The sequence below is a fragment of the Methylophilus glucosoxydans genome, from assembly GCF_042676145.1.
Taxonomy (GTDB): Bacteria; Pseudomonadota; Gammaproteobacteria; order Burkholderiales; family Methylophilaceae; genus Methylophilus; species Methylophilus glucosoxydans.
In genome coordinates this window covers 160,616-173,872 of record NZ_JBHTJW010000001.1, presented here as the reverse complement: position 1 = coordinate 173,872, position 13,257 = coordinate 160,616, and the positions used below count along the sequence as shown (strand labels likewise).

Below are 13,257 nucleotides of genomic sequence, written 5' to 3'. Positions count from 1 at the left end.
CACTAAACGCAATATGATGCCATCCGTATTATGGTCAACCTTGCAGCAGCAATGGCAAGGCTTGAAACAGCAGCTGTCGGCTTATACCTATTGCACGCCACTATTTGTGGTGCAGACCACCTGGCATGGTGTGATTCGCCACCGCCTGATGGCGCTGGCGGCAGCGTTGTCGTTTTATGCCCTGTTTGCGCTGATCCCGCTGATTGTGCTGATTTTCTTTTTACTCAGCCACTTGGTGTACTCATCGGATTATGCGATCGTGAAGCTTGCCATCCTGACCAGCAATCTGCTCCCGGAATTTAGCCAGCGCATCATGGTAGAGGTGTATCACAACACTCAAACCGAAGCCGCCTGGGGTGCTGTCGGCTTCTTTATTCTGCTATGGACCATCACCCCTCTGGCTGCACATATGCGCTCCAGCTTTTATCTGATTGCCAGCCGCCAGGATGTCCCCTCATTCTGGCATAAGAAGCTGCGGGACATCATGGCGGTACTGGGCGTGTTGCTGGTGTTCTTCCTGTTTACCGCGGCTGGCTTTGTGCTGGAATCAGTGATTGTCTTTTTGGCGCAGCACCTGCCAACAGCGATGATCAGCGTGGTCGGCTGGCTGGCTTCACTCTTGTTGACCACCTTGCTGATCGCCGGCTTTTATCATAGCTTTTGCCCTCTCCCCATCCAGTGGCGTCATTTGCTCATCTCAGCCTTGCTGACGGCGACGGTGTGGATGCTGATGCGCCCTGCCTTCGGGTTATTTTTAACGGTGAATAAAAATTTTGGCGCCGTGTTTGGCAGCATGAAAGCCATGTTTGTCTCGATCAGCTGGTTATATCTCAACTTTGCCGTCTTTTTGGCGGGCATAGAATTGATGGTCACGCTGAAACAAAAAGAAATATTGCTACTGAAAGGTCTGTTTGATGATGTGCCCAATCAGCAGCATTACCTGCAAGCGCTGACACAGATCTTTGGACAGTCCTATAGCAAAGGCGACCACATCATCCGGCAAGGCGCATTGAGTAACTACTATTACATGGTGGTCGAGGGCACCTTGCATATGACACAGCACGCTAATGGGCAGAAAAGCACCGTGCGCATTTTGCAGTCTGGCGATTTCTTTGGTGACATGGCCTTGTTTTCTCAACAAGCGGCAACCGCCAGTGTGGTGGTAGTCTCCGAGAGGGCATCCGTCATCCGCATAGAAAGCGACTACATGCACAGCTTGCTGGAACAAGCCCCTGAAATTGCCGTTAGACTGCTCAAACAGCGCTCAGACCATCCCCGCCCCCACTAACCCACCTGCTTTTTGGCACCCAATCCCCTTTTAGACAATCACCATTTGCGGGAGATCAACACACGCAATCATTGCGGAATTGTAATATCTGTTACAAAATTGTAACTATATTGGGAATTTTTCATGATGGCTATTCCACTCTCACAAGAGATCAATGCATTAATACAGCAACTGAATCGCGGCCAATTCGAGGCAGTGATTCAACGTGCTCGCCCTTTAGTGGCGCAACATCCTCGCGAATTTATCTTGCATCATTTGCTGGCGCTAGCATTCGATCAACAGCAAGCCTACCCGCAAGCGGCTGAGGCTTACCAACATGCTTTAAACCTAAACCCGAAAGTCCCTGAGCTTTGGTTCAACTATGCGATTGTTAAAACACATCTGAATGACCTGGTTGCCGCGGAGCAAGCTTATGCCCAAGCCATTGCCTTGAATCCGCAATTTTTTGAAGCCCACGGCAATCTGGGCACGATATTGCAAAAGCAAGGCCGGCTGGACGAAGCTGTCGCCAGTTATCAGCGCGGCTTGCGCATCCAGCCGCAAGATGCACGCGGTCATTTTAATCTGGGCACCGTGCTACGAGATCAAGGCGACTTGCAAGCCGCCGTACAAAGCTATGAGCGTGCCATCGATTTGTTCCCAAATTACACGGATGCCTATAACAATCTGGGGGAAACCTGGCGCGATCAGGGCGATATGACACGGGCGGTCAACTGCTATCAGCAAGCCTTGCAGCGCAATCCCCAACATGCTGCAGCCAATTACAACATGGGCGAGTTTCTATATTTGGCCAAGCGCTTCGAAGAAGCGATCCCTTACTTTGAGACATCGCAACTGGAAGACTGGCAAGCCAGAGTCTTGTATTGTTTATATCGCGCCGAACAATTTGAGGTTTTTAAACAACGTCGCGATGCAATGCTTGCGCAAGGCCCGCACACGGCACCGTTTATCGCCACCCTCTCTACGCACTACAGCATCAATCATGGCGAGCCCGACCCTTACCAGTTTTGCCCGGATGGCTTTTCGTTTGTCTATCACCGCAGCCTGCCTGAGCTGGCCCCTGGCAGCCCCTTGCTCACACAGTTATTGAACGATATCGCGCAAGCAGATATTGCTGAACGCAAACAAGCGCGGCTCACTCACGGCAAACAGTCTGCTGGCAACTTATTCAAACGTGCGGAAGCTTCGTTCAGGGCACTGGGCGAAATCGTCAAGCGAGAGTTTCGCTCATACCACGAACACTATAAACATGCGGACTGTGCCTTAATTACCCATTTCCCCTCAGCACTGGAGTTCACCAGCTCATGGTATGTCAAGATGCAAACAGGCGGGCATCTGGATGCGCATATCCATGAAATCGGCTGGATCAGCGGCGCGGTTTACCTGGCCATGCCGAAGACTGAGGATGAAAAGGAAGGCGCCTTTGAATATGGCACGCATGGCGACCAATACCCGCAATTGCATGATCGGTTTCCAACACGTTATATCAAGCCGGCGATTGGAGATATTGTGCTGTTTCCCTCCTCGCTCTTTCATAGAACGATCCCGTTTCAGGCAGACGCAGAGCGCATTTGCATTGCCTTTGATTTAAAACCCGCGACGCCAACCGGCTTCACACGTAGTGACTATTAATCTCCTGCAGGTTCACAAGCCAGAAAAAATCCTTTAGTTTGATGAATTTATCAAACCGATACAGAATTTATCAATTTTGCTGATTATAGATAGCTGGCCGCAAGGTATGATAGGCATTGCATCAGACGGTAAGCTGGTCATGGCAATGCCTTAAAACTGGCCCGCAACCCATTTTAATCTAAACCGTTCGATCAGATCCCTCACCCTTTTGGAGTCAGATCAAGATGATTTCAGCGCGCCAGTCTTGTTTTTTTCCACGCTTGCTGCTTCTCCTGCTTTACCCCTGCTTTATCCAGCAAGCACATGCCAGCGTGGAAGAGGCACGCACCTCAAAAAGTGAGTTACTCTACAATCTGGCCCTGTTGAGTCAGACGCCTTATCGCCCACGCCAGGAGATTTACACGGTATGTGCGTTTGAGGAAGACATTGGCCATCTCAAGGCCACCTCGCTGGAATCGCAAAAATTACAACAATCTCCGATTTTTTTGGTGACACTGAAAACACAAGCCGATGTGAAACGCTGTAATTTGCTATATATTCAAGATGTCGTCTCACAAAAGCCGTTAGAATTGCAGCAGATTATTCAAAAAGAGTCCGTGCTCACGGTTGTCCATCAGGGCAACAAGTTTGCCGAGTTTGGCCATGTAGAAATCAGCGAGCTAGACAAACGCTATCAGTTCATGCTGCGTTTGGGCGCGGCCAAACAGGCCGGCATCGTGTTCGACTCCCGCTTGATGAAACTGGCGACTAACCTTATTCAGTGATTTTGTATGTTAAAACTGCTGCCTCACCTTAAGATTGCCCATAAACTGCTGCTCACCGAGCTGGTGATGACTTTGAGTATGTTTCTGGTGTTTATCGTGTTTGCATTTGGCAGCCATTATCACAATCTGCGCACCCACATGATTCGTGACATACTGGTGCAAACTCAGGTCGTGGCCACTTCGATTGGACCCGCGGTCATGTTTGGGGAGGTCAACTCACTGACCAAAACACTGGAACCGCTGACGGATAATCAGAATATCCGCAGCATCACGATTTTTAACCAGCAGCAACAAGCGATCCAGCAACTCTATCCGCAACATCCACAATCCACTGCCGTCTGGCAATGGCTCTACCCTTTTTTCAAGGATCTGGAAGTTGAGACGCCTATCGTGGTGAATGAAAAAACGGTGGGCACCTTGCAAGCAACCATCAAGCAGGCGCAAATTGTCGATGTCCTGATTGGATTTGCCTGGTCTAACGCCATTGCGGTACTGGCAGCCGCGCTGGTCGGCTGTCTGATTATCTGGCGACTTAACCGCAATATCGTCAACCCGATTCACGCCTTACAAAGCTTTGTCAGCAATATCACTCGCAACCATCACTATGACCAACGCATCAGCATCCGCAGTCAGGATGAAATCGGCATGCTAGGCCATGACATCAACAATATGCTGGAAAGCATCCGGCAGCGTGACGCACAGCTACAAACCGAACTGGAACATCGCAAAGTCATTGAAGAAAAATTGCAGTTCCTGGCGCACTACGACAAAAATACCCAATTACTGAACCGTCACGCGTTTGAAGAAGCCATTACGCGTAGAATCACCGCTTCGTCCAATGGCCCAGCCAATGTGTACCTGCTGTTGTTAGACTTGGACCGCTTTAAAATCGTCAATGATTCGTTTGGCCATAACACCGGGGACAAATTGTTGCTGCAAGTGGCGCACCGCCTGCGCGGCAACCTGGCACAAAAGGATGCGATTTTCCGCCTGGGTGGCGATGAGTTTGCAATTCTGCTGGATGCCGCAGGCCGACAAACGATAGAGCAAGTCTGCAAACGGATTATCCAGACGATTTCTGCCCAATTTATCGTCGATGACCATGAAATTAATATTGGGGTCAGCATCGGCATTGCGCAATTGAGAGCCGGATTTGACTCTAAAACCGAAGTGATGAAAAACGCGGATGTGGCGCTGTATCAAGCCAAGGACGCGGGTCGCAACACCTATCGCTTTTACAGTGAAATGGATGAAGCCAATACCTCCGAGCTACGCAATCTGCGTGAGGCGCTGCACTTCGCGCTGCAAAATCAGGAGCTGGAGCTCTATTATCAGCCCATCATCCATACACAGCTGTTGAAAACCATCGGCTTTGAGGCCTTGCTCAGATGGCGTCATCCAACCAGAGGTTTACTTAGCCCTGACCAGTTTATCCATCTGGCAGAAGGCTCGGGCCTGATTATCAGTATCGGTGCCTGGGTGATTCACCAGTCACTCAAGCAACTGGCCATGTGGCAAGAGATGTTTGACCAGGATCTGTTCATGAATGTGAATATTTCTTCGCGCCAGATTGATGACGATAGCCTGTCAGACACTATCCGCCATGCGCTGGATTTTTACCACATTTCGCCACGCACCCTGAACCTGGAAATTACCGAATCCATGGTCATGCGTAATATTGATTCTGCCAAACAAATCCTTTACTCACTGAAGCAGTTAGGCATAGGCATTGCTATTGATGATTTTGGCATTGGCCACTCGTCAATGAACTACCTGAAACAATTGCCGGTAGACATTTTAAAAATTGACAAGCAATTTACGGCGGGCATTCCGCATGACAAAGTCGATATCGCGATTGTCGACGCGTTGGTTGCGTTAGCGGTCAGCCTCAATTTAAAAGTGGTGGCAGAGGGCGTGGAAAGCGCAATCCAGTTTGAATACCTGCAATACAAACTCTGCCATCATGTGCAAGGTTACTTGTTCAGTGCGGCCTTATCTGCGAGCCAAACCACCACGTTTATGGCAGACTTCCCGGAAAGCATTCCGGCAGTGTTCAGAAAAATTGCGAGTGCAGAAAATTAATGCCGTTGATCACGCCGCATGAGTGTAGTGATCAAGCTTAAAAAAATCAAAAAAGTCGTTTTAGGGGGATCCATGTTACGTTTGAAATCTACCAGTTTCTGGCTGGGGCTGGCTTTGGTCAGCACCCATCAAGTCACTGAGGCAGCAGGCTTTGCCTTATCCGAACAAAGTGGCAGCGGGCTTGGGAATGCCTTTGCCGGAGCGGCTGCCGTGGCAGAGGATGCCAGTACGATTTTCTTCAACCCGGCTGGGATGACTTACCTGGAGGGGCGTCAGATCGTGGGTGCAGTTAACCTGATTAATGTCAGGGGAAATTTTGATAATCAAGGTAGTCAAGCAGCCAGAAATCCATCTCTAAATGGAGAAGGCGGTAATTTGGGCAGTTTTGCGGCGATTCCCAATCTTTATTACAAGCAGGACATTAACGATCAACTCAAAATCGGCCTCGGTATTGGCAGCCCATTTGGGCTCAAAACCGAATACGACAACAACTGGATTGGCCGCTTTCAAGCCATTAAATCCGAGCTTAAAACCGTCAACATCAACCCATCACTGGCCTGGAAACTTAATGACCAGTGGTCATTGGGATTTGGCGTGTCTGCCATGTGGGCACAGGCAGAGCTGACCAGTGCAGTGAATTTAGGGGCCGCAGAATCATCGATTAAAACCAAGGGGGACGACTGGGGATTTGGCTACAATCTGGGCGCCATTTACCAAGTCACGCCCGATACCCGGCTAGGCTTGGCTTTCCGTTCAAAAGTCGACCAGCACTTGAAGGGAGAAGCGCGCTCCCCTTTCACGTTGGCCAATGCGAGTCCATCGAGCACATTGAATGCCGACATTACAGCAGATTTATCCTTGCCTGAGACGCTTTCGCTCAGTAGTTTCAGCCGACTGGACGACCGATGGGAGCTACTGACAGACATCACCTGGACACGCTGGAGCCGGTTCAAAGCCTTGAGCATCATGCGCGATAATGGCTCAAATACTGCCATTGGGACCACGCAGGAACACTGGAATAATACCTTACGTTATTCGGTCGGGCTCAATTATCATTACTCAGACACACTCAAACTCAAAACCGGCATTGCTTACGATCAAGAAGCCATAGACAAGCAACATAGAACCCCCCGCATTCCTGGCAATGACCGTATCTGGCTGTCTTTGGGCGCGAGCTGGCAATATAGCCATGAAACAAAACTGGATGTTGGCTATGCACATTTGTTTATCCAAGAAGCCAGTATCTATGACGACCAGCGGGCGCTTACTCCAAGCAGGGGGCTGGTGGCCGGTCAATACAATGGCAGTGCTGATATTCTCAGCCTGCAGTTTAACCACCAATTCTAAGGCTTAAGGGTGCTGCGCACGCAGCGCTCAACCAAGCTCCCACATTTGTGACAAGTCAATTATGACGGGCGTAAGCTTCATGTAAGCCGCATGTCATCTAATCGTCATTTGCCAGCACGAGAATGCGTTGTCTTGTGACAACCCGCAATATCGCATAAAACATTGAGATTAAGATGACCATCAGACATTTTTTTAAACTGGCATTACTTCCAGTCGCAATCGGTCAGGCCCTGACCGCCCAGGCAGAAACGCCTACAACGTCCGCCAACCAAAACGATCAGGCACCAAGCTCGTTCATGACACGTTTCATGAATGATGACAACCCGTTGCGTCTGGACTTCAACGTCGGAGACCATCCATCGAACGTACAAGTGTATGGCATCATCGATATTGCGCGCACCAGTGTTAACCACTCGTTGCCTGAGAACTACGAATTACCTAACAACTTCTATCCTTACAATGGTGCAAAAATCACACCGAGAACCACCTCAAGAACCGAGTGGGTCAATGGTGGTTTGCAAGCCTCCCGTCTGGGCATCAAGGGCGAAGTCGGCAAACTACAAATGTGGGATCGTGACTTTAAATTCATGTACCAGTTTGAAGCTGGCTTCAACCCGCTTGATATGAAGTTGCATGATGCGGCACAGACGCTGGCAGACAACTCCGGGACCAATGCCAACTCTAGCGTCAGCGCGGACTCCTCCATGAACGGTGAGTTATTTGCGCGTCAGGCCTGGGTAGGGATTGATGGCGGCAAGCTGGGGCGTGTGTCATACGGTACCCAGTACAACCCATTTTTTGAAATCACCAACCCTTATGACCCGAATAGCAAGGCAGATACCTTCTCGCCCTTGGGTGAGAGCGGCACGATTGGCGGCGGTGGCGGCATCTCCGAAAACTCCCGCATGAAAAACACGGTGAAATATGGCAATACTTACGATGTTGAAGGGTTAGGTAAGGTCAACTACGCCGGCATGTATCAGTTTGGCAATACCGCAGGCACTTCCGAGGGTTATGGCTACACCGGTCAACTGGGCTTTGAAAATAGCGTATTTGGCGTTCAGTTTGCCTTTAACGGCTTTAACAATGCCGTCAAGGCAGGCTCTGCCGCCGCTGGCAATCCAGCCGCCAACGATACCATTACTGCGTCCCTGTATAACACGGAAGCCACTTTGATCGCGTTGAAATGGACACCGAACAAGGAAATAAAATTCACAGGCGGCTGGGAATGGTACCGCTTGAAGCCTTCATCAGACCGGACCATCAAATACAGCAAACTGTTTGACCAGACCGTATTTGGCGGCGTCGCCACCTCTGCATTACAACCAGGTTACAAACAAGATAACAATGTCTACTACATTGGTGCCAGCTACGACTTTTCGCAGCGCATCCCAGCGCTGGCAGGTCTGACAGCTTCTGTGGGTTACTATGCAACCCGGTTTGATGCAATTGACGGCCCAACAGTCTCTACCAACTCACAAGGTAAAATTGACACCTGGACTTCAGTGATTGACTATAAGATCAACAAGCGTTTTGATACCTATGTTGCTTACACCAATAACCACTTTTCAGGGGACAAGTTTCCGCGTTCGACCTGGTATCAGGACGTGAAGGCGGTAGGTGCCGGTGTACGTTTCCGGTTCTAAGTTCGCGGCTTGTTCATAAAAAGGCCCAAGCAAAGCTTGGGCTTTTTTCATATGCGCAAACTAACCCTGCAGCAGCGCAGCTTCTTGCCGCGATTGTTGCACCAACATTTGCTCAAAGGCCTCAGCAGGCACAGGCGGGGAATAGAAAAATCCCTGGGCAAAATCACAATGGATATCCATCAGCAAATCACGCTGCAGTGCGGTCTCCACCCCTTCAGCGATCACTTTCAGGCCTAGCTTATGCGCCATGACAATGATGGCCTCACACAAGACATAACTTTCATTGCCGGCATTCAGGTTACGGGTAAAGGACTGGTCAATTTTCAAATAATCAATATCAAATTTACTGAGGTAAGAAAGCGAAGAATAGCCAGTTCCAAAATCATCGATCGCAACTTGAATCCCCAAGTCGCGATAGTACAATAAGCGCTGCTCGACGACCGGGTCGGGATTCAGTAACAAGCCTTCGGTAATTTCAACCACCAGATGCTTGCCTGCCAGCGCGTTATCCTGCAAGATTTTTCCCCAGTCATGATGAAAGCGTTGCGGGTCAACGAATTGCACCGGAGACTTGTTGACGCTAATGGCAAATGCCTCCCCCACCAGCGGCTGCCATTTGGACGCATGCGCGACCGCCCGAGAAAAAATCCAATTACCCATCGCAACAATGTCCCCCGTTTCTTCGGCCACGGGAATAAAGAGCGCCGGACTGATCAGTCCGCGTTCAGGATGCTGCCAGCGCATCAGCGCTTCGGCTTTGACGATCTTGCCCGTGTTCAAACTCACAATCGGCTGGTAGTAATCGCGCAACTCATTCTTTTCAAGGGCCGCCTTCAGGTCCCGTGCCAACATCACGCGTTGCGACATGGCCTCTTTAATCGCTAGCGAGAAAAAACGCAGGTTATTACGGCCCCGACTTTTTGCCTCATACATGGCCTGATCCGCATGCTGTATCATTTCTTCAGCATTGATGGCATCCTCGGGATACTGGCTGATGCCGATACTGACCGTGACATAGACGCGCTCCCCGCCAAGAATGGTGGCTTTAGAGATCTCCTGCATCAACTGCTGGCCGAATGCTTGCAAATCGGCACAGGCAGACTCTGGTGCAATAATGGCAAACTCATCCCCGCCCAGCCTGGCCACCTCCATATGATCATACAAGCATTGGCGTATCCGTTGGCCGATCTCAATCAACAACTCATCCCCATGCCGGTGACCGAGCGTATCATTGACCTCTTTAAAGCGGTCTAAGTCGAGCAACAACAGGCTGAGTTTTTGCTGTTGGGTTGCCGCCTCGGCAATCGCCTCTTTTAGGTGGCGATTGAAATAATGGCGGTTAGGTAATTGGGTCAGGCTATCATAATTGGCCTGTTGCCAAATCGCAGCATCGGCCTGCTTCTTATCCGTGATATCAATATGCGTACCGCGCATCATCCACGGCTGCCCGTCGGCTGTACGCGAAATCAGCCGCCCCCGATCCGCGATCCACAACCAGCGCCCGTCTTTATGTTGCATGCGGATATCGCACTCATAAAAGGCAATCTCGCCTTTGAGGTGCTGTTCAACCAAGGCCATGGCCATTTTCCAGTCATCCGGATGCGTCAGACGTTTTGGCGCCTCTACGCCTAAAGGCTGGATATCTTCGAGTTGATATCCCAGAATTTCTGCCCAGCGATGATTAAACTGGCACGCTCCGGTTTGTACATTCCACTCCCAGGTGCCCGCACGCGTCGCATCAATGATTTCAGTCAGACGCAATCGCTCCAGTTCCAGCTCGGCACGCTTGCTTTCAATTTCAGCGGTCTTTCTTTTCACCGCGAGTCTTAGCATAAACACCAGCAATACCAAACTCACGGCAACGATGAATGCCACAGCCAACATCCATAACGCTTGCCCTTCATAGAGGTCTTGCTGCAAGGGACGGCCCTTCCATCGTGCCTCAATCGCAGCCATTTCAGCCGGGGTGATGGCCGCCATGCCTTTTTCAATCAAGGCCAGAATGGGCTCATTGCCCTTTTTTACCGCCCGGTGAAACTCGCCGTGATAAAGGGTAAAAGCACGCAGTACTTTTTGATCCGCCTTTGCGCGATACAGATAATAGCTAGCCGGATAATCATCCATACACAGGATCTTGATTTCGCCCTTGAGCGTGGCGGTGATCATCTCTTCATAATTGTTATATAGCCGAAACGATTGAACCCCGGCTTGCTTCAGGTGAAAAATACAGCCATCGCCTTTTTGCACACCGACGGTAAAGCCACTCAGATGGCTGGAGGATGCCAGGCCACCTATGCTTTTATGCGCATAAATGCCCACCGGGAGCGTGGCATAAGGGGTACTGAAACTGAAGCGCTGTTCACGTTCGGGATCCTGATAAATCATCTCGATCACATCAGCATGCCCGCTCAACAATTGCTGTAGCGCCTGCTCCCAGACCATGGCAAGCAAGGTCACCTTCACCCCGGTTTTTTGCTCCCACAACTTCCAGGTATCCACCACAATGCCCACCGTATTGCCATTTGCGTCCTTAAACAAATAGGGCGGGTAATTATCATCACTGGTAACAGTAATGGTCTGTTCTGCACATCCGATACCAGGCTGCATCAAGCCCATCAAGCACAGCATGCAACCAGCAAGTATCGACACCTTTCGCATGGCGAAATACCGTAGAGATCTCTTTGCACCCTGATGAATCACGTTGACGCCACCCCCGCGGCACCATAGAGATGGTCACCTTATAGATTGATAACAATTCTATGTCGAACAATTATTTATCTTGAGAAATATGATGCATATCGTACACCGAAAAGATACATGAAAATAGCAAAGGCCTCTATCAGAAAACGCAAATCTATTTGCGTTCTGCTGAGAGAGGCCAGTGAATACTGCTTTCGCAGAGTCTATAAGAGCCTTATGAGGTCTGGTGTGAACTAAGCATCTGGTGCGCCAGCCTTGATCCTGGCGATCCAGTCTTCGACCTGAATGAAGCCTGCTTGTTGTGCTTTTTGTGCATCGGCTTCAGAGATCACGTCTTGCACAAATTCCAACCGTTTCCATTCAGCCAACGGGGTTTCGCATTGTGCAGAAGGGACGTAGCGCGAGGCACTTTCGCGCTGATAGCGGTGAATATAGCGTGGACAGTTTTGCCAGAGCTCAGACAAACTTACCTTGACAACAAACTCAGCCTCTTTGTAATGCGCCAACAAAGCTGGATCGGTTGAGACCTCACTGACGCCCTGCAAGCGGATACGATGCGGGCGCTCAAATGAAATAAACAGCAGCCCTACCTCGCCGTTACCCACCATATTGCCTACCGACAGCTGCATACCGTTGCCATTGTAGATCGGGAACATCAGCGTCTGGCTGTCCAGCACGCGGACAAATCCAGGAAAACCACCTTTGTAAGACACCGTAGGTCTGCCATTATGGTCCACCGTAGACAGGAAAAACATATCCAGTGACTCAATAAAGCCCTTGGCATCCTCATCAATTTCAGTTTTACAGGCAATTTCCTCAATACGGTCAGCCAGTTTTCTGGTGCCCTGCGCATCTTGCACCTGACGATGTATCTCTCCGAATAAGCGACTCATAACTCCCCCAATTGGTTAAACGTAGGTTTGCAGCAATCAATCCATTGACTGCAGCTATCTTAGCTTGTTTGGCGCATCATACTTGATTTAAACGGCACTATGTATGGTCTGAACAGTGGTTTCAACGAAAGGGGAACGATGTCTACAGGCACAAAACCGGCAAGCATCGCAGATGGGAAAAGACAGGCGCGCTCAAGCAGGTGATGCCTAATGCTGTTTCACCGCAGAGCCACAAACATCAAAAAGCCCCAGTGAATGAGTGGCTTTTTAATGCGTTTTTGATGATGTTAGGACTTGAAAAACTGGATAGGAAAACTGCGCTTCTGATCATCCACACAGATTCCATCACCAATCACGTAGACGCTACCGAGCAAGCCATCGCCCTCAATATTGATTTTAAAGTCACAATTAAGCACGGCTTTTTGGTTAGCAATTAAAAAGCTTTTGCCTGAATAGGCACGACGAACCACCGCATCAGAGGCACTTTGTGCATCCACCGTACGGATCACCGGGGCCACCGTACTGGTGGCGGTCCACTTGCCAGCAAGCTTGCCATAAGGTGAGTCGTCGAAGTCGATATCGCCATCGTTACTAATATCATTAATCATGATACTTCCCGTATAGACCGCCCCATCCGTACCGATCAATTGCGCTTTATTTTTATAGACGCCCAGCTTTACCATGTTTACAGAACAGCCAGCCAACAGCAATATCGCTGTCAGCAATACACCCATTTTTTTCATTCACCGGACTCCCTTAGCCAGTTATTTATTCAATGCACACCCTCATGCGCAGCCTTACCGGTTAACACCGTTATGATTAGTCTAACAGTCCTTCACTTATTTTTGATGACAGGTGCTTTCCATTGTAGGCAGAAGTTTGACACCTCCGCGAACACGCATTAT

9 protein-coding genes are annotated in these 13,257 nt (G+C 49.8%); 6 read left to right on the top strand and 3 right to left on the bottom strand.

The genetic code is table 11. The features are described from left to right. Positions 1-13: 13 nt before the first annotated feature. The 6 genes from ACFQ1T_RS00845 (at position 14) to ACFQ1T_RS00820 (ending at position 8,759) form a co-directional block, all read left to right on the top strand. Positions 14-1,288, top strand: a complete 1,275-nt coding sequence (locus ACFQ1T_RS00845; RefSeq protein ID WP_379073417.1) for a YhjD/YihY/BrkB family envelope integrity protein — start codon at positions 14-16, stop codon at positions 1,286-1,288. A gap of 126 nt (positions 1,289-1,414) precedes the next feature. Beyond that, positions 1,415-2,920, top strand: coding sequence for a tetratricopeptide repeat protein (locus tag ACFQ1T_RS00840; RefSeq protein ID WP_379073759.1), 1,506 nt, complete (start codon positions 1,415-1,417; stop codon positions 2,918-2,920). A 224-nt stretch (positions 2,921-3,144) separates the two neighbouring features. Further along, positions 3,145-3,684, top strand: a complete 540-nt coding sequence (locus ACFQ1T_RS00835; RefSeq protein WP_194749156.1) for a YfiR family protein — start codon at positions 3,145-3,147, stop codon at positions 3,682-3,684. Between the two features lie 6 nt (positions 3,685-3,690). Continuing rightward, positions 3,691-5,766, top strand: coding sequence for a bifunctional diguanylate cyclase/phosphodiesterase (locus ACFQ1T_RS00830; RefSeq protein WP_275356528.1), 2,076 nt, complete (start codon positions 3,691-3,693; stop codon positions 5,764-5,766). 72 nt (positions 5,767-5,838) lie between these two features. Then, on the top strand, positions 5,839-7,113 hold the full coding sequence (locus ACFQ1T_RS00825) for an OmpP1/FadL family transporter (RefSeq protein ID WP_313988519.1): 1,275 nt from the start codon (positions 5,839-5,841) through the stop codon (positions 7,111-7,113). Between the two features lie 173 nt (positions 7,114-7,286). Next, positions 7,287-8,759: a porin gene (locus tag ACFQ1T_RS00820; RefSeq protein WP_379073416.1), complete on the top strand. Its 1,473-nt coding sequence runs from the start codon at positions 7,287-7,289 to the stop codon at positions 8,757-8,759. A gap of 60 nt (positions 8,760-8,819) precedes the next feature. On the opposite strand, the gene ACFQ1T_RS00815 is transcribed toward ACFQ1T_RS00820, so the two are convergent. From ACFQ1T_RS00815 to ACFQ1T_RS00805, 3 genes are all read right to left on the bottom strand, one after another. After that, complete coding sequence (locus tag ACFQ1T_RS00815; protein ID WP_379073415.1) at positions 8,820-11,417, bottom strand: EAL domain-containing protein; 2,598 nt, start codon at positions 11,415-11,417, stop codon at positions 8,820-8,822. A gap of 275 nt (positions 11,418-11,692) precedes the next feature. Then, positions 11,693-12,352 carry a pyridoxamine 5'-phosphate oxidase family protein gene (locus tag ACFQ1T_RS00810; protein WP_194749152.1) on the bottom strand — a complete coding sequence of 220 codons (660 nt, stop codon included), beginning with the start codon at positions 12,350-12,352 and terminating at the stop codon, positions 11,693-11,695. Positions 12,353-12,639: 287 nt separating this feature from the next. Continuing rightward, positions 12,640-13,095 (bottom strand): hypothetical protein, encoded by a 456-nt coding sequence (locus tag ACFQ1T_RS00805; protein ID WP_275356524.1) that lies wholly within the window; start codon positions 13,093-13,095, stop codon positions 12,640-12,642. Positions 13,096-13,257 lie beyond the last annotated feature (162 nt).